The following is a 17,815-nucleotide window of genomic DNA, read 5'->3' as shown; positions in this document are numbered from 1 at the left end:
TACACCTCACGTTTTTCTTTAAACGTATGAGATGAAACGGTCAGCTATTCGTTAACCACCTACAATACTTTCTTCTTCCTCATCAATTTCAACCTCTTTATAAATTTCCGAGGGCTCTTGCAAGTTAACAACCACGGGGTCTTCGGGTCCTATATTACTCCCAGTTGATAAGCCTTGACTTGTTACATATCCGTTACCGTTAATGCGAATATCGAGTCCCGATAACATTTTATATGAAAGTACCATCTTTTTTGACCATCCCGTAAAGTCCGGCAAAGAAATCGGACCTTCCGATTTTAATATGACTATCGTTCCCTCTGCAAGCCTTACCCCTTCTTTTGGGTACTGGGAATTTATAACTTCCCCGTCTCCTATAAGGACAGGTATAAAACCATCTTTTTCTAACAGCGAGATTGCCTCTTTAGAATCTTTCCCTGTAAAGTCTTTTAAATCGATTGTTTCTTTTGTTTCGATTCCTTCCGGGACAATATTCATATATTTCAAACTGTTTTCCATTATGGATTTAAACAGTTTTGCTACGGGTTCTGAACCGGCTTCCCCCGTTTTTAATTTAGGGTGTTGGACAAGTATATACGCTACGAGTTGTGGATCTTCTGCAGGTACCATTCCAAGAAACGAATACAGATAATTAGATCCACCCGCTAGGTATTTACCCGTTGCACCAGGTAATTCAGCAGTACCCGTTTTTCCAGCAACTGTATAACCATCAATTGCAAACTTTCGTCCGGTTCCGTGGTCCGATGTAACAGTAGAAGCAAGTAACTCCCTTACTTCTTTTGCTGTTTTCGCAGAAATCGGTCTTCCTTTTTCTACGGGTTTTTCGTCTTGCACAATTTCATTCGTATTCGGATTTGTAATTTTATCGATTACATAAGGTTTCATCATAACGCCGTCATTTGCAATTGCAGTTGCGGCTTGAAGCATTTGAACCGGAGTTACTGTAGATCCCTGTCCGTATGTCGTTGTTAAACGTTCACTAGGGTTTTTATCTAAAATAATTCCAGACACTTCTTTCGGTAAGCCAATTCCGGTCTTTTGTCCAAAACCAAAATCCTTTACATATTCTAAAAACTTTCGATCCCCAATTCTTTCAAGTAAGTAAGCCATTGAAACGTTGGAAGAACGCTGGAACCCCTCAAGGAAAGTAATCGTTCCCCATCCCGTCCGATTTACATCACGGATGGTTTTATCGAAGACCGTGTACTGACCTGACTTATAAAAAGCCATCGGATCCCACTTTTTCTCTTCGATTGCGGCTGCAACCGTAAACATCTTCATAGTTGAACCCGGTTCAACCGTATTCTCGATTGCATCATTAAGCCAGTTCGCAGTCAATCCTTCACGCGTTGATGGATTAAAAGTGGGACGCTGACTCATAGCCAAAACTTCACCCGTTTTCGGATTAACGACTACAGCGAGCATTTTATCTGGTGAATATTCGTCATCAACACGTTTCATCGCATCTTCTACAAAGTTTTGAATTGTTTTATCAAGTGTCAATTGAATTTCAAAACCATCTTGTGCGGGTTGTATTAACTTTTCAGATTTTGGAAGAACGAATCCCCAGTGATCTGAATCGAATTCAACTTTACCATTCGTTCCGGTCAACTCTTTATTGTATGTTGCTTCGAGTCCCATCTTGCCAACGGTATTAATATTCTTCTCTTCATCTTCTTCTTTTAAAGCAAATCCTACTAGATAGGATGCGAAAATTCCATTAGGATAAAACCTCTTCTTTTCTTCCACAAATTCAAGTCCTGTAAGTTTCGATTTTTTCAGGGCAGCTACAGTTTCATGACTTAAATCACGACCCGCTTTACCAAATTCAACTTGATATTTTTCCTTGTTAGAATAATCAAGCATATGGTCAAGGATAAACGATTTTTCAAGTGGGATATACTCTGAAAGTATTTCCGCAGTTTTTTCATAATCCACAACATGTCTGACCCTCTTTGAATTTTTAGGCGTTGCATCTTCACTTAAAACAGCAACAAGTCGGTAACTTAGTGTATCCGAGGCAATTAACTCACCATTTCGATCTACAATTGTTCCCCGATCCGCTTGGAGTAATGATTCCCGTGCGTACTTGACCTCAGCGAGCGTTGACATGACTTTTCCTTCCGCTTCGCCCGTTATCTGAATATAAACAATCCTTCCAAATAAAAGCAAAAAGAGCCCTCCAAAAGCTAAAAACATCAGAAAGGCTCCCCATTGGAAACGAAATTTTTTCTTTTTCATTGTCCAGACACAACCTTTACGTTGTTCTTATCTAGGTCCAAACCAAGTTCCTTCGCTTTCTCCCATACGCGTTCATATGTGGATTTTTCTTTCACCTCAGTCGCTAAGTCGGCATTTTCTTTCTTTGTTTCCATAATACTTCTATCAAGTACTTGAACTTCACGATTCACATCATTTATTTGTGCTTGTGTATGTAAAATCATCGATGAAAATAAAACGAGGATTGTTGAAAACAGCACGAATATTAGTTTTTCACCGGATGAAACTCTTTTACGCAAAGGTTGCTTTTGTGGTTGTTGTTGAGGTATATCGTGTATTTCTTGCTCACGTATGTATGAAGATACTATTCTTCGTTGTTCTAATGCCATCGTCCACTTCCCCCTTTATATTTTCTCTAGTATTCTAAGTTTTGCAGATCTTGCTCGCTTATTCGTTTCCACTTCGTCTTCGCTTGGAATAATCGGTTTACGCGTGATTAGTTTCGCTATTGGCTCCATCCCTTCAGGAATGATTGGCAAGTTGGGTGGTAATTCTGGGAGTGAAGACGCTTCCTTGAAAATTGTTTTACATAGACGATCTTCAAGTGAATGAAATGTAATGACACTAAGACGTCCACCAGAACTGAGCAATGTTATTGCATCCGATATGGAATCTTCCGCAGCACCTAATTCATCATTTACTGCTATTCGTATAGCTTGGAATACTCTTTTCGCTGGATGTCCACCTGTTCTTCTTGTAGCAGCAGGTATACTTACTTTAATGAGTTCAGCAAGTTCTGCTGTTGTACGTATTGGAGCTTCTTTCCGAGTCTCCTCGATTTTCCGTGCAACTCGTTTAGAAAACTTCTCTTCGCCGTATCTGAAAAAGATACGTATCAGGTCTTGATACGACCATTCATTCACGACATCGTAAGCAGTGAGGGGCGCATCCATGTCCATTCTCATATCGAGCGGAGCATCTAAGTGATAACTAAAACCCCGTTCTGGAGTATCGAGTTGTGGAGATGAAACACCGAGATCGTAAAGAATTCCATCAACTTTCGTTATCCCTATTTTTTCTAACTCTTCTTTTAAAAATCTAAAGTTTGAACGAATAAAAATGACTTGTTCAAGATGGTCTTTTAATCTTTCCTTTGCCACTTCAATTGCTGTTGAATCTTGATCGAAACAAATAAGTTTTCCTTGTGGGGATAAATGTTTTAATATTTCCATGCTGTGACCTGCGCCGCCAAGCGTGCAGTCTACATAAATACCGTCGTCTTTTATATTTAAGCCATCGACGGCTTCATTCAGCAACACTGTCGTATGATTGAATATGTGGTCCGCCTACTTTCTAATTGTTAAATGTTGTTTTTACTGTTAAAAGTCAAAGTCTATAATGTTTTCCGCGATTTCATTAAACGATTGTTCTGAGTCGTCATAATAGACTTCCCATAGTGGTTTAGACCAAATTTCAATACGGCCTGAAACACCGATTACGACACAATCCTTCTCTACTTTCGCGTAGTTTAGTAACGATGATGGAATATTAATGCGCCCTTGTTTGTCGAGTTCGACTTCTGTGGCTCCAGAAAAGAAAAACCGAGTAAATGCTCGTGCATCTTTTTTTGTTACAGGTAGAGCTTTAAGTTTTTCCTCAAGCAATTTCCATTCATCCATAGGGTAGCCAAAGAGACAGTTATCAAGTCCACGGGTCAACACAAAACCAGCACCTAAATGTTCCCTAAATTTAGAAGGAACAATAAGTCGACCTTTTGCATCTACGGTGTGCTGATATTCTCCCATAAACATACTCTTCACCCCACTATATAAAGTAAATGTACCACATCGCCCCACTTTCCTCCACCTGTTTCTGAAAAAGTTATCGGTATTACTCAAAATGCGTCTATAGTACTTGTTACATTGAGATTACTATTGGTTTATGTCCAGTGGAAAAATACAAAAAACACCCCCGCCCGCACTATTGTGCTTGCAAGAGTGTTCTTTTAATTATTGTCAAAGATAGACGATTTTATGCGTCCCATCCATTTCAAACGGCAACTCGAGTAAATCACGAATGAGTGTTGGTCCATAGCTATTCAAATATGCGTACGGAGTATACATTCGCTCTTGTAAGGAGCCTTCAGGGAATAATTCAGATTCAATTAGTCCAAACGCCCGAAGTAATGCATCGTGTTTTATATATATATTTTCATCCGACTTCTCTTTTAAATACTCAAACTGACGCTCATGAAACTTTAAGTTTTTTTGTAAGAGTTCTATGAAATTAGTATCTTCTTTACTTATCATTTCTTTTAACTTATCGTACTGGACCTTCACCATTTCTTTTGTTTCATCAACCGCGTTATTGAACGGGTCGTCTCGTAAATCATCAATGACTTCTTCTCTTACAGCGATGAATTCTCCAGAAATGACATCACTAAAAGTTACTGATTTTGAATCGAGAGCCTGTCTCGTTTTTGAAGTAACAAGTGTTATGGACATTCTTGGCACAATGATCGGCATTTTCATTTGCAGATGATGAAATGCATCCTTTAAAACCGCCCAGTAAGCAATTTCACCAGGTCCGCCTACAAAAGCCAGTACCGGAAAAACGAAATCTTGCATAATGGGTCTTGTCGCCACGTTATTACTTAGAAGCCACGGCTCCTGTTTTGCAATTTTAAGCAGTTCTTCCTTAGTAAAACGAATTCCTACACTGTCATTAATAAAATAACTATTTTCTCTTGTCAGCAAAACCCGACCCGTTTCATGAACAAAAAACAAATTAGCACCATCTAGTTTTACATCCATCGGAGTTCCAAAACCAGCTGAATCGAATTGCTGTTCTTTCTGATGGATTAAAGAGGCTATTTCTTCGGACTCGTTAATCAGTTGGATAAAGTAATCACTTTCGATTTCCCGAAGTGGTTGATATGCCGAATCCAGGAAAAGTAAACCTTCATCTTGAAAAAGACCATTCATAAGCCTTACAAAAAAACCTGTGAATGTGGACTCTTTTTTTAACGCATCAAGAACTTCGGCGAGTAAATCTTTCGTATAAACCGTTTCACCATACGTGCCGAATATCTCTTTAACGAATTCGGCCATTTGGTCTTGTTTAAATGTCGCATCCGATGCCATTAGTTTTAATATATATTTCTCACGGTATTGTTTTTTGGATACGCGATAATCTGCAACGGTATGAACATGGTTTATTTCGTTTAAATCATGATCTTCTCCAGCCACCCAAAAAACAGGCACAACGGGTATTCCTAATAATTCACGCTGCTGTTTGGCAAGTAATAGTACAGAAATCGCCTTATGCACGGAATATAAAGGACCTGTTAGGAGTCCAGCCTGTTGCCCACCTACAACCGCAACTCCATTTAAAGCAAGTTCGTCAATGTGTTTTTGCGCGGCATCGGAAATTCCAAATGGCTTCATAAATGAGATTAGTACTTCTTTTAACTCACTTCGCTGAAAAGATCTTTCCGAAAGTTCTTTATTTCGAATAAAAAACGAACTTTCTTCAATTATATAATCAAAATACGTATGTAAAAATTCAGGATCATTCGTATAAGACTGCATTACCTTGTTTTTTTCGGGTAATGCTAACATTTCTAAGTTCATTTTCCATGCCCCTTTTTGACGATTTATCTTTACAGAGTATAGCATTTATAAAGGGTTTTTTGAAAAATATACGCTTAAAGTGTTCTCAACTAAGAGAGTCCATAATTTTAAGCACGATACCAATAATCAGTAATACAAAATAGACCGCCGCCAGAATAAGAAATAATAGTCTCCATGACTTGCGTAAAAGACGAACAATTTGAAACTCTTTTACTTTGAATCTTTCTACAAATGCATAGGCAATCGTTATGACAATCGCGATTACTGCAATATATACTCCGATACCTGTGCCAAGAATCGCACGGGAGATAATATAAACAGCCAGAAACAAAAACGGCGTAGTTAGATCTGCAGCAAGCCCAATAACGGTTACCGGCGCTCTACCTCTTCTACGAAAGAATACAAGAATAAGAAATGTCAATAGGAATGGAAATACGATTAGAACTCCAAGCAAAACGGAAATAACTGTACTCATGGCTATTCCTCTTTTCCATCAATAGAACAACATATAGGAAGACACTAACCTCTATGCGATTAGTGTCTTTGATTATATTGTACCTACATTTTTTACGGTCAAATGAACAACCAATTTATACAGGATAAACGGGATGCTTACGTGGCGGTTGCGGAACATTTTTTGTACTATAATCATTAAAACGTTCGATGAGCACTTCTCTTAAACTAGAAGGTGCAATAATCTCATCAATTATTAATTCGGAAGCTAATTTATAAATATCGATTTCCTCAGTATATTCCTTATGCTTTTCCTGAACAAACGCAATACGTTCTTTCGGATCTTCAATCGCTTCAATTTTGTTTGAATACACCGCATTGACAGCCGCTTCGGGACCCATTACAGCAATTTGTGCAGTCGGCAGAGCAATACATACGTCAGGTTCAAACGCGGGACCTGCCATTGCATAAAGTCCAGCTCCATAAGCCTTACGCACAATTACAGAAATTTTCGGTACTGTCGCGGAACTCATCGCCATAATTAGTTTCGCACCGTGACGAATAATACCCGCACGTTCCACACTTGTACCAATCATGAAACCTGGCACATCCGCAAGGAATAGAAGAGGAATCGAAAATGCATCACAAAGAGTAATAAACTTCGCCGCTTTATCTGCAGAATCGACAAACAGAACGCCGCCCTTCACTTTTGGCTGATTCGCAATAATTCCAACAGGACGACCATCAATTCGCGCCAATCCTGTAATGATTTCTTTCGCGAATAATTTCTTTACATCGAAAAAACTTCCTTCATCGACTAATGCATCAATCGCTTCGTACATATCAAAAGGGGCATTCTGGTTTTCAGGAATGATTTCTTCAAGTGTGCGTCCAACTTTAGCTGCCACAGCTTCTCTTAATGGAGCTGCTTCTGTAAAGTTTGCTGGGAAAAACCCTAAATATCGACGAGCTTCAGCAATTGCTTCTTCCTCGTTTTCGGCAAGTACATCTCCGCAACCACTAATCGAACAATGCATACGTGCTCCACCCATTTGTTCAAGTGTCACTTTTTCACCAATCACTTTTTCTGCCATTCGCGGGGAACCAAGATACATGGATGCATTTCCGTCAACCATAATGACGATATCGCAAAATGCCGGTATATAAGCTCCACCTGCTGCTGAAGGGCCAAATAAGACACATATTTGAGGAATGAATCCTGATAACCTCACCTGGTTATGGAATATTTTCCCAGCACCTCTACGATTCGGGAACATATCAAGCTGATCTGTAATTCGTGCTCCAGCTGAATCGACTAAATACAACATCGGGACGCGCATTTTCTCTGCAATTTCTTGAATTCGTATGATTTTTTCAACAGTGCGAGAACCCCAAGAACCAGCCTTAACCGTAGAGTCGTTCGCCATCACACAAACTGTCTGACCATTTACTTTCCCAGTAGCAGTCACAACTCCATCAGCGGGTAAATCACCTGCTTCATAGTTTGCGAATCTACCGTCTTCAGTATATTTACCGCCGTCAAACAGCAGCCCAAGTCGATCCCGAACAAATAACTTATTTTGTTCTTTTAGTCTTTCATGATATTTCGGATGTCCCCCAGAAAATATTTCTTCCAGCTTTTTTTCAAGTGTTTTATTGTACCCCTTATTGTTTGGCATTCGAATTCCCCCTTCTACTAAAACCTTACTTCGAACAAAAGATTTACTTTACAATCTTTATTCTCCGAGTGTTACAACAACATCGCCTTCGTTAACAAAATCGCCAACTTGCGCGTTAACTTCAGTTACTTTACCAGAAACTTCTGATTCAATTGGAATTTCCATTTTCATTGATTCTAGAACCATAACAACCTGTCCAGCCTTCACTTCATCACCTATTGCTACATCCACCGTAAATACCGTTCCTGCCATCGTTGATTTTAATTTCGTCATTTATTTTTCCTCCTTTTGATGTTCTGACCATTGTGTTAGTACCGCTGTAGTATAATCTCCCGTTTGGAAGCGTTCAAAATCAAGAAACTCATTAAATAAAGGAAGATTTGTTTTAAGCCCCTCTATTTGTACTCCTGCAAGGAATGTTTTTGACTTCTCAATTGCTTTTTCTCGTGTCTCCGCATGTACAATCACTTTGGAAATGAGTGGATCGTAAAACGGCGTTACCTGATTCCCTTCAATATATCCAAAGTCTACCCGAACTCCATCTGTGTTTCCCCAATCCATCTTATGTAAGGGTCCAGGCGACGGCATGAATTTAATCGGGTCTTCTGCATATATGCGAAATTCAATTGCATGCCCAACAAATTTAATGTCTTCTTGACTCGTAACAGGAAGGTCGTTGCCTTTTGCTACTTCAATTTGCCATTCTACTAAATCAAAGCCTGTAATTTCTTCTGTAACAGGATGTTCTACTTGTAATCGTGTGTTCATTTCAAGGAAGTAGATTTCATTTTTTTCGTCTACAATAAACTCTACAGTTCCTGCATTTTTATAATCAACCGCCTTAGCAGCATTCACTGCAGCAGCATGAAGTTTCCCACGTGTATCTTCAAGCAACTCCGGAGAAGGTGACTCTTCAATTACTTTTTGATTGCGTCTTTGTACCGAACAATTTCGCTCAAAGAGATGCACGACGTTTCCGCGGTCATCGCCAAAGATTTGCACTTCGATATGACGTGCATTTGAAATATATTTTTCAAGAAATACGACATCGTCCCCAAAATAGATTTTCGCACGTTTTTTTACGGTCTCGAAATTCTGACTGAGTGCTTGCTCAGTTTCACAAAGGACCATTCCAATACCTCCGCCACCAGCACTCGCTTTCAGCATTATTGGATAACCAATCTCCGCCGCAAACCGTATTGCATCTTCTAAAGTGGCTATGCCTTCATTCGTTCCAGGAACAACTGGAACTCCAGCTCCCTGCATCATTACGCGAGAACCAATTTTATCGCCCATTTTCACGATTGTTTCGGCATCCGGACCTATGAATTTAATACCAGCAGCTTCTATTTTCCGAACAAAGTCTGCATTCTCAGACAACAGCCCATAACCCGGATGGATCGCATCCACTCCATTTTCTAAAGCAATGCGAATAATCTCTTCAGACTTCAAATACGACTGTTGAACAGGTGGTGGTCCAAGTAAAAAAGCTTCATCCGCTTCATGCACGAAAGGCATATCTTTATCCGCTTCCGAATAAACGGCAACTGTTGCAATACCAAGTCGTTTACAAGTCTTCATAATTCTCATTGCGATTTCCCCACGATTCGCAATTAATATCTTTTTCATTATTCAACCCCCAAATTAGATGATTGTAAAAAAACCCATCTTCAATAGTTTAAACGATAAATGAAAACGTTTTCAAGTTTTTTCGTAAAAAAATTAAATCTTTGATGAGTTTTGTCCACTTAAAAAACCCTCTACCGCCTTATGATGTGCTTCACTTTCCCATAAAATTGAACATTGACGTGCTTCTTCAATCATACGATCACGCATAAAGTCTGCTGTCCACTTTCGAACTGCGACTCCCTTATATGCCCTGTGAACAGATTTGTGGATTTTGGACATTGATGTAAGAAAGGTCGCTAAGCCCTCTTCCGCATTGCCGTCATAAACTTCCGTAGCCCATTCTATTTCAAGTAACTCATTCGCAGAAAGTACTTTTGCTTCAGATAACAGTCGAAAAACTCGGTCATGTTTGCCGTCCTTTTCAAACAATAATGTAGCCCCACCCCAACCGGTGGTAATATTAAGTGTTCCTTGTATAAACCCAGCTTTTGCAGTGCTCGAAACGACACGGTAGTCACAAGCCATTGCGATTTCACAACCGCCACCAACTGCAGCACCGTTTACTAAAGCTATTGTAGGGATTGGCAGAGTGGCAATTTTGTATAAAATCCCCGCCATTTTACTTAACATCGGAAATGTTTCTTCAGCTGTTTTTAAATTATGAAATTCACCTAAGTCTCCACCGGAACAAAACGCTTGGTCACCCGCTCCTGTAATAACAGCGAAAGCAATTGCAGGATTCTTCCCTATTTGTTCAATAAATTCCTCAAAACCGCTCATCACTTCTGTATTTACAGCATTTCTTTTTTCCGAACGATCGATTGTAAAAAGAGCAATATCGTTATCAATAGTAATGGTATACGCCAAGTGAATCCCTCCGAATAATTAGTCAAATGTTTATATTCATTATCCATGACTGGTTAGAACTTTGTCTATGTAAACAACTATACAATATATGATGGTGGTGAACGAAAACATCCTTCTTACACGCTGATTTCCGTTCCGAGCGGACGCGTTCCATCTGGAATGCAAAGCAACGAGAGAGAGTAGGAACTCCCGCACGATTTATTTTTCTATAGAAAAAGGCCACCGGAGCCATGGTCCCCGGTGGCGTTAGTAGCAGAATAGAATTATTCAGCTATGATTTCTTTTCCTTTGTATTGACCGCATGATTTACAAACACGGTGAGATAGTTTTATTTCGCCGCAGTTATCACATGTCGCCATGCCTGGAACTTGCAATTTATAATGCGTCCGGCGTTTTTTTGTAACTGTTGTTGATGTTCTTCTTTTTGGTACAGCCATCTGGGGCACCTCCTTACTATATTACCTATTCGTCTTGCTTGTCGAAAAAGTTTGCTAATCCAGCTAATCTCGGATCCACTTTTGTTTTTTGCTCTTCTTGGAGCCGAGCATTGTGTTCCTCTTCAGTTACATATAACCAACCTTTTCCATCAGCCTGTTTCATTTTGTCGGCATTTGCGCCAAAAACTTGAAGGGGTACTTCAAGGAGGACGAGCTCCTCAAATACAGGTGTTAGAACAACGAAATCACCTACAACAGGATGAATTTCATCATTTGTTGCCAATACCGTCTCATCCCAGCTGAATTGCTCAACGGATTCGATTACAAACGGATAGTCAACATCTTCCCAAGTTCGGGAACAAGGTAGAATCATTGTACCTTCGAGTCGGAATCGGCACGTGATATCTCTCGGACCGATTTTACAACTTCCGGTGACCTGGATAGGCTTGATGCTCCGGATTTCCGGGTTCCGTTTCTTAACGGAATCAAGGTTCACCACTTCGTCAAGCGGCATATCTCCTGACCTGTATCTTTGCAATTGATTGATGGACCATTTCATGCGATCACCTCAAGACAACATTCTTGATTATATAATGTGCGAAAAGGGATGTCAAGACAATCTCTTGTCACATCGTTAGCCACATCGTTATAATAAACATCAGTATACCAAAGGAGGTCTCGCTTTGAAAGCTATAGGGATTGTTGTTGAATATAATCCGTTCCATAATGGTCATGTTTATCACATTGAACAAGCCCGAATATCGACTTCGGCAGACGTAGTAATTGCGGTCATGAGCGGCAATTTTCTTCAAAGAGGCGAGCCTGCATTTGTTGACAAATGGGCTCGAACTACAATGGCACTCTGTGGTGGTGTAGATTTAGTAATCGAATTGCCATACGTATATGCGACAGCACATGCTCCTGTTTTTGCAAAAGGTGCCATTGAATTACTTGATGCTATCGGTTGTGATGCATTTTGCTTCGGAAGTGAAGATGGTGATATTAAGCCCTTCGAACAAAGTATTTCAGTCCTTCAAAACGCCGGTGACAAATATGAACAAATAGTGAAAGAAGCAGTGGAGCGCGGATTAAGTTATCCAAAAGCGTTGAATGAGGCATATCTATATGCAGTTCAGTTATCTGGACAAAATCTACCTGTTGCAGATTTAACAAAACCAAACAATATTTTAGGATTTCATTATATGCAAGCAGCTCGGGAAATAAGTTCTACTATGGCTGCTGCAACAATTCCCCGCATAATTGCCGGGTACCATGATGATGCGGATGATGAACAGACAATTGCGAGTGCGACCGGAATCCGTAAATCTTTTTTCGACTTTGACACTTTAGATTCTGTCCGTCATTTTTTTCCACAAGGAACATTCAATGCCCTAACTGCTTGGCGTGACGACAAAGGATCTTTCGGTAACTGGGAATCCTTTTATCCCCTACTTCGCTTCACAATACTCCGGGAGGGCCCACAACGGTTAGCGGAGATCGCCGACATCACCGAAGGTATCGAAAACCTAATGTATCGATCCGCAAAAAACAATAATACATTTGAAGGCTTCATGAGTGATGTCAAATCAAAACGATATACATGGACACGAATTCAGCGAATGCTCACACATATTTATACCGGCTTCACATACGAACTTCGCAACCAAATTGGTGCAGCTTCGTATTTAAGACTTTTGGGTATGACAGAAAAAGGTCGATTTTATTTAAACAAAAATAAAAAAAAGCTGAAGCTTCCTCTCGTAAGCAAAGCAGCCGCCTTTTCAAATTCATCCTTACAAATGGATATTCACGCGTCTGATATGTATGCCCTTGGAATCGCACACAATACAAATGCTCCTATTATTGGAGATGATTATAAAAGATCTCCCATTATACTTCCTTAATTACTTAGGTTCTAATTTCTCCAAATATTCAAGAGCATCATCAATCGATCTAACGGGTACGATTTTCATTTTCGTACCTATTTTTTTTGCCATTTCTACTGCTTCAGCATAATTCGTTTTCAAACCAGGATTGCGGTCCAATACGTCTGTCGGTATTTCGTCTTCAGGAGCGAAAAAGATTTCCACACCTTCACGTGATGCTGCAATTACTTTAAAGTCTGCACCACCAATTCTTCCAACAGTACCATCCTCCAACATTTCACCTGTGCCTGCAATGTTATATCCCTTTGTTAAATCTTCATCAATTAATTGATTCATTATTTCAAGAGTAAATAATAAACCTGCTGAAGGTCCACCGATATTAGACGTTTGGAACTCCACTAATGGATCCGTCGTTAGCGTTCTGTCTTCTTGAAATTCGACTCCAAGCCCAATACGTCCGTCTCTTTTCGGAATTTCTTTAATCGTAATGGATACATCCATGAATTTCTCATCTCTTTCGATAGACATTTGAACTTTATCTCCAAGTTTTTTATTACCAATTAGTTGATAAAATTCACCGGACTCATCAAGGTTTTTGTCGTCAATCGAGTAAATTTTGTCTCCAACTTCCAATATCGTGTCCGCCGCTCCATCTTCTAAGACACTTACGATAAATACGCCATCAAACTTTACATCCACAGGTAAATCAGCCTTTTTAAAAGCAACCGTAATTGCGTTGAATTGAGAATCAGACATTAACTTCTTCTGTCGCACATTATAGTCTTTGTCGCTTTCACCTGTTCTTCTCACATTTATAGCCGGAAGAATCTTTCGCTTGTCGGAAACTTTTGCAAACAAATAAGTTAACGGTGTAGCCTTTGACAAAGATATCGTCATTAAACTGAATGTACCTATGTCATTTAAATCTCCATTCTCAACCTCCACAAGCGGTGCTAAATCATAAGCTCCACCAGGTTTTGAAATATAAGAATCGATTGGATAAAGGAAAAAAGCCGCGATAATAATTAACACAACAAGTAATTTACCAAGTCTTTTATTTCTCATATTAGTGCCACCTCCGTTAATAGCCTGTACTCTCTTCACATATATATAAGTGTAGCACCAGAAAAACATCAGATAAAGAATTATCAATTAACTCAACCGAATGAAACAGAAGATGAAAGGAGCGAAATTCATGAGAACTCGAACACATGCATACAAGCACAATTTGATTATATGCTAAACATTGCAGTTATATGGGGTCTCATCATACTTTTCATCATACAACCCGGCATTGCTCACGACGGTGCGGTGGCTGGTGGGCAACTATTCATACATGCACTCCTGCCTTATTTGTTGCCTTACATCATATTGACCCAATGGCTTTTAAAAATGCCCAGTTCATCTACGAAAAGTCCATTATGGAGAAGATTCGTTAAAGCATTCGTGCTCGGTTCATTTGGCGGATTTCCTGTTGGTGCAGTAACTGTTGTTGAAATGAAAAAAAACGATCAATTGACACAGAAACAAAGTGAATTCCTACTCGCTGCCTGTCATGCCCCAGGCCCTATGTTTGTGCTTGGATTCGTTGGTGCCGAACTTCTTGGCGATGTAACCATTGGGTGGAAATTACTCATTTCAATACACATTGCAAATATACTCTTTTTCTTTTTAACACTATTTCTACTGAAAAACTCAGATGAAAAAGAAACAGTAGAAATACTTGTAGCAAAAAAAACTAATGGCATTCCGCTTCTTGAAGCGATTAAAGACAGTACAACAATCATCACTTTAATAGCTACAACTGTAATTTTCTTTTCTGCACTTGGTACCGTGTTGGCAAACGTACTTTCAACAGCTACTAAAGTGGATACGGGAATTGCCTCAACAGCACTTCTTGCATTCTTTGAAATGACGATTGGTGTACAATCTGCGACAGATCACTTCAGCACATACGAAATTTTCCCAATTCTTATCGCCTTGATTTTATCGATGAATGGTCTCAGTATTCATATGCAAGTTGCTGTAATTGCAAAATCATCAAACATTTCGATGATTCCATATGTGGTGGGCAGAATTTGGAGCATTGTTCTTGTTCCTATTATCTTCTATTTAATTTTATAAAAAAGGCAATTCAATATCTTGTAATTGAATCGCCTTAACTCTTATGTTAATGATTGTATTTCTTTTTTAAAGCGAGTTCAACAGATTTTGGAACAAGCACTGAAATTTCTCCGCCGTATTTCGCGACTTCTTTAACAATACTCGAGCTAAGGAAAGAGTATTGATTGTTTGTCATAATGAAAAAGGTTTCGATACTTTCGTCAAGTACGCGGTTCATAGATGTAATTTGCATTTCGTACTCAAAGTCGGATACTGCTCGAAGTCCTCGGACAATTGCTGAAGCACCGATACTTTTCGCATAATCAATTAGGAGTCCAGAAGAAGTCTCTACTTTTACGTTTGGAATACAAGCAGTCACTTCTTTAATTAAAGCGACTCTTTCTTCAACTGAAAAAAGGGAGTTCTTTGATGAATTATTCATTACTGCAACTCGGACATCGCCAAATACTTTTGCTGCACGCTTAATAATATCAAGATGCCCATTTGTGATTGGATCAAAACTTCCGGGTACAACAACAATTTTAGACAATTATGTAACCTCATTTCTTATATATGGATACTGCACTGTTTCCGTAATTCGAACAATTTACTCGAGTAAAAGAATCAAAGGAATCCGGTAACTCTAACTTTTTATCATGTTCGCATACAATAACTGCGTTATCGGAAAGGAGACCCGCTTCTACAAGTGTTCCCGCAAGTTCATAAAATTCTTTTTCCGCATAAGGTGGATCAATAAATAAGTAATCAATTTTTACAACATGCTTTTTCAGCAGACTTACAGCTTTTCGGGCATCTGCTCGTTCAATATGTACTTGATCTGTAAATTTTGTTTTTTCGGCATTCGCTTTAATAATTGAACATGCTTTCGAATTTTTTTCAAAGACAATTGCTTTATCAGCACCGCGGGACAGCGCTTCTAGTGAGAGTGCCCCGCTACCGCCAAACAATTCTACAACAATACCACCGTCAAAATAAGGACCTATACGATTAAAAATTGACTCTTTCACTTTATCCGAAGTCGGCCGTGTTTCATTTCCAGGCAAAGACTTTAGTGGAATGCCCTTTCTTGATCCCGCTATAATCCTCATTTTGCACCTCCTTCGTATGGAAATATTGTTTTAGGGACTAAGTTAATTGTCTCAGACTTCTTTTCAATATCAAAAAGGAATAAGCGAATAAACCAACTTTCTTCAAAATACAATTGATCATCAATCACGTCGAATGGAATCGAAACAAGATCGAACTTCCGCTCATTATATACGTAAAAAGGTTCTTTTAAAGGAAATCGAAACTTTCTTGCCTCATTTTCAATATAAATTGATCTATCGGTCTTTCTAATTTCATAGCCTGTTTGACCAAGAATCTTTTCTATGGGATAAAGTGTTTTCCCATCTTTTAGAATTACCTTTACACCAGGAGCACTTTTTCCGGAAATAAGAACCGCGCGAGCATCTTCAAATAGAAATGGATGTATATGAGTCTCATCATTATTGTTCTTGTTAAAAAAAGAAGTTCCAAGTCCAGTTACCTGAACAATCAATTCATCTAAAATTTCAGCATCCACTGATTCACCTGTTTTTGCTCTTAGCTTTTGTACGAATAACTCCATTTCATTCGGACTTAAAACATTTGTTAATTCGTCATAAAGGGATTGTGATTTTTTAGAACCTATGCCTGTCCCAATAAGGCTCGAGGCAACGGACTCCGCTATTATATATTGACCATTAGGTATCGCAAATCGAGTATACATACTATTTACAATAAACCTGTCTGCGATTCTATCTGCATTCACAAGATCCGTTACAAAAAAACGTTTTGAATTGATAGCGGATTTTTCTTTGTCGATTACAACGATTGAATAATCGGCATCGACGCTTTTCAGTGCGTCTTCAGCCTCTTCAAGCGCTTCTAAATTTGCAACTGCGCCGTAAACAGTTAAATGTTCACCAGCATACTCAAGTGGCAGCACATTATTTTGCCAATAAAGATCCGAAATCTTACCACTTCCGCGGAACAATGAGTAATCAATGAGCTCTAAACTTTTATGACCTTTCTGTTCCAAACCGTTCACCCAAAACCCGCCGATTCCTGTTTCATCCGTCAAATGCAGAATCGTTGAACGCACTCCAACACCATGAAGTTCTACAAACGGCATTTTAAATAGGTATGCACTGCCCATGGGCTCACTTTTTGGAATTACATACGAAATGGATTGTTGGTCCACTTCTCCTTCAATTAAGGCAGTCATTTTTTCATCTAGTCTAGAGCAGTCTGTTTCGATTATTCCGTAACAAGAACGATCGGTACTTACCTCTGGCCAAACAATTTCGTAACGCCCGTCTGTCAAACCTCTAAAATGATGCCGAATATAGAGTGCATCCAAACGGTTTGTTACTTCAATCTCTTGAGAATACGTGCGTTCATTTATATCCTCACCAGATGCCCTACCAGATTGACTAAAATGCATATAAAGTAGCAAACCATTAACGACGAGAAGAAGGACAACTGTCCTTGCGATAAATTTCACTTACCACACCTCATAGGTTGAATTATTTTACAAAAACTATTAAAGTCCAGTCTTATAATCGTATTCTTTCGCTTTATCTGGTTTTGCATTCTCATAAAGTGTTTTAACTAAAGGTTTGTAAGAAGGCAACACCTTTTTTACAGATGGAAGTCTCTCTACTTTGTTAATGACAACATCTATATCTTCTTTATCGCAATAAAGGACAACATATTTCATTTTTCTAGAAATATAATGAACATGACCATACTTCCTAAAAGACTTTGCTTGTCTTAGATGATGGAGATAAATGATAATTCCTTGACGATCGACCATAAATTTCCCCTCGTTTCCTAACCCATACAAT

At 39.1% G+C, this 17,815-nt stretch carries 19 protein-coding genes; 2 read left to right on the top strand and 17 right to left on the bottom strand.

Translation table 11 applies throughout. The features are described from left to right. Positions 1 to 51: 51 nt before the first annotated feature. The 12 genes from ACP8HH_RS05335 to ACP8HH_RS05280 form a co-directional block, all read right to left on the bottom strand. A complete protein-coding gene (locus tag ACP8HH_RS05335) occupies positions 52 to 2,259 on the bottom strand; it encodes a penicillin-binding protein (protein ID WP_438316890.1) in 2,208 nt (735 codons plus the stop codon). Continuing rightward, the gene (gene ftsL / locus ACP8HH_RS05330) at positions 2,256 to 2,627 is read right to left on the bottom strand and encodes a cell division protein FtsL (RefSeq protein ID WP_438316887.1); all 372 of its coding nucleotides are present in this window, start codon (positions 2,625 to 2,627) and stop codon (positions 2,256 to 2,258) included. Before ftsL ends, ACP8HH_RS05335 begins: the two co-directional genes overlap by 4 nt. Positions 2,628 to 2,642: 15 nt before the next feature. Then, positions 2,643 to 3,575: a 16S rRNA (cytosine(1402)-N(4))-methyltransferase RsmH gene (rsmH, locus tag ACP8HH_RS05325; RefSeq protein WP_438319039.1), complete on the bottom strand. Its 933-nt coding sequence runs from the start codon at positions 3,573 to 3,575 to the stop codon at positions 2,643 to 2,645. Positions 3,576 to 3,617: 42 nt separating this feature from the next. Continuing rightward, complete coding sequence (gene mraZ / locus ACP8HH_RS05320) at positions 3,618 to 4,049, bottom strand: division/cell wall cluster transcriptional repressor MraZ (RefSeq protein ID WP_381538694.1); 432 nt, start codon at positions 4,047 to 4,049, stop codon at positions 3,618 to 3,620. A 204-nt stretch (positions 4,050 to 4,253) separates the two neighbouring features. Beyond that, positions 4,254 to 5,870 carry a bacillithiol biosynthesis cysteine-adding enzyme BshC gene (gene bshC, locus ACP8HH_RS05315; protein WP_438316884.1) on the bottom strand — a complete coding sequence of 539 codons (1,617 nt, stop codon included), beginning with the start codon at positions 5,868 to 5,870 and terminating at the stop codon, positions 4,254 to 4,256. A gap of 85 nt (positions 5,871 to 5,955) precedes the next feature. Next, positions 5,956 to 6,345 carry a DUF3397 domain-containing protein gene (locus tag ACP8HH_RS05310; protein WP_438316881.1) on the bottom strand — a complete coding sequence of 130 codons (390 nt, stop codon included), beginning with the start codon at positions 6,343 to 6,345 and terminating at the stop codon, positions 5,956 to 5,958. Between the two features lie 115 nt (positions 6,346 to 6,460). Then, positions 6,461 to 8,002: an acyl-CoA carboxylase subunit beta gene (locus tag ACP8HH_RS05305; protein ID WP_438316879.1), complete on the bottom strand. Its 1,542-nt coding sequence runs from the start codon at positions 8,000 to 8,002 to the stop codon at positions 6,461 to 6,463. 57 nt (positions 8,003 to 8,059) lie between these two features. Then, positions 8,060 to 8,275 (bottom strand): biotin/lipoyl-containing protein, encoded by a 216-nt coding sequence (locus ACP8HH_RS05300; RefSeq protein ID WP_438316876.1) that lies wholly within the window; start codon positions 8,273 to 8,275, stop codon positions 8,060 to 8,062. After that, the gene (locus tag ACP8HH_RS05295) at positions 8,276 to 9,631 is read right to left on the bottom strand and encodes an acetyl-CoA carboxylase biotin carboxylase subunit (RefSeq protein ID WP_438316873.1); all 1,356 of its coding nucleotides are present in this window, start codon (positions 9,629 to 9,631) and stop codon (positions 8,276 to 8,278) included. Positions 9,632 to 9,724: 93 nt separating this feature from the next. Beyond that, complete coding sequence (locus ACP8HH_RS05290) at positions 9,725 to 10,498, bottom strand: enoyl-CoA hydratase/isomerase family protein (protein ID WP_438316871.1); 774 nt, start codon at positions 10,496 to 10,498, stop codon at positions 9,725 to 9,727. Positions 10,499 to 10,761: 263 nt separating this feature from the next. Continuing rightward, positions 10,762 to 10,935 carry a 50S ribosomal protein L32 gene (rpmF, locus tag ACP8HH_RS05285; RefSeq protein ID WP_438316868.1) on the bottom strand — a complete coding sequence of 58 codons (174 nt, stop codon included), beginning with the start codon at positions 10,933 to 10,935 and terminating at the stop codon, positions 10,762 to 10,764. A 25-nt stretch (positions 10,936 to 10,960) separates the two neighbouring features. Beyond that, positions 10,961 to 11,494: a YceD family protein gene (locus ACP8HH_RS05280; RefSeq protein ID WP_438316866.1), complete on the bottom strand. Its 534-nt coding sequence runs from the start codon at positions 11,492 to 11,494 to the stop codon at positions 10,961 to 10,963. 124 nt (positions 11,495 to 11,618) lie between these two features. Between ACP8HH_RS05280 and ACP8HH_RS05275 the strand changes: the two genes are divergently transcribed. Then, complete coding sequence (locus ACP8HH_RS05275; protein WP_438316863.1) at positions 11,619 to 12,839, top strand: nucleotidyltransferase; 1,221 nt, start codon at positions 11,619 to 11,621, stop codon at positions 12,837 to 12,839. On the opposite strand, the gene ACP8HH_RS05270 is transcribed toward ACP8HH_RS05275, so the two are convergent. Further along, positions 12,840 to 13,886, bottom strand: a complete 1,047-nt coding sequence (locus ACP8HH_RS05270) for a SepM family pheromone-processing serine protease (RefSeq protein WP_438316860.1) — start codon at positions 13,884 to 13,886, stop codon at positions 12,840 to 12,842. A 171-nt stretch (positions 13,887 to 14,057) separates the two neighbouring features. Here ACP8HH_RS05270 and ACP8HH_RS05265 point away from each other — a divergent pair, with 171 nt between their 5' ends. Beyond that, entirely contained in the window at positions 14,058 to 14,945 is an 888-nt protein-coding gene (locus ACP8HH_RS05265) for a hypothetical protein (protein WP_438316857.1), read from the top strand. Between the two features lie 46 nt (positions 14,946 to 14,991). On the opposite strand, the gene coaD is transcribed toward ACP8HH_RS05265, so the two are convergent. Genes coaD through ACP8HH_RS05245 form a run of 4 tightly spaced genes read right to left on the bottom strand, consistent with a single transcriptional unit; the run spans position 14,992 to position 17,784 of the window. Then, positions 14,992 to 15,474, bottom strand: coding sequence for a pantetheine-phosphate adenylyltransferase (coaD, locus tag ACP8HH_RS05260; protein WP_438316854.1), 483 nt, complete (start codon positions 15,472 to 15,474; stop codon positions 14,992 to 14,994). Positions 15,475 to 15,484: 10 nt separating this feature from the next. Next, on the bottom strand, positions 15,485 to 16,033 hold the full coding sequence (gene rsmD / locus ACP8HH_RS05255) for a 16S rRNA (guanine(966)-N(2))-methyltransferase RsmD (RefSeq protein WP_438316851.1): 549 nt from the start codon (positions 16,031 to 16,033) through the stop codon (positions 15,485 to 15,487). After that, a complete protein-coding gene (locus ACP8HH_RS05250; protein WP_438316847.1) occupies positions 16,030 to 17,472 on the bottom strand; it encodes a hypothetical protein in 1,443 nt (480 codons plus the stop codon). The genes rsmD and ACP8HH_RS05250 overlap by 4 nt, the downstream gene beginning before the upstream one ends. 39 nt (positions 17,473 to 17,511) lie before the next feature. Further along, positions 17,512 to 17,784, bottom strand: coding sequence for a YlbG family protein (locus tag ACP8HH_RS05245; protein ID WP_438316845.1), 273 nt, complete (start codon positions 17,782 to 17,784; stop codon positions 17,512 to 17,514). Positions 17,785 to 17,815: the final 31 nt, after the last annotated feature.

Source organism: Sporosarcina sp. FA9, from assembly GCF_051550205.1.
Taxonomy (GTDB): Bacteria; Bacillota; Bacilli; order Bacillales_A; family Planococcaceae; genus Sporosarcina.
This window is presented reverse-complemented; position numbering and strand designations above follow the sequence as displayed.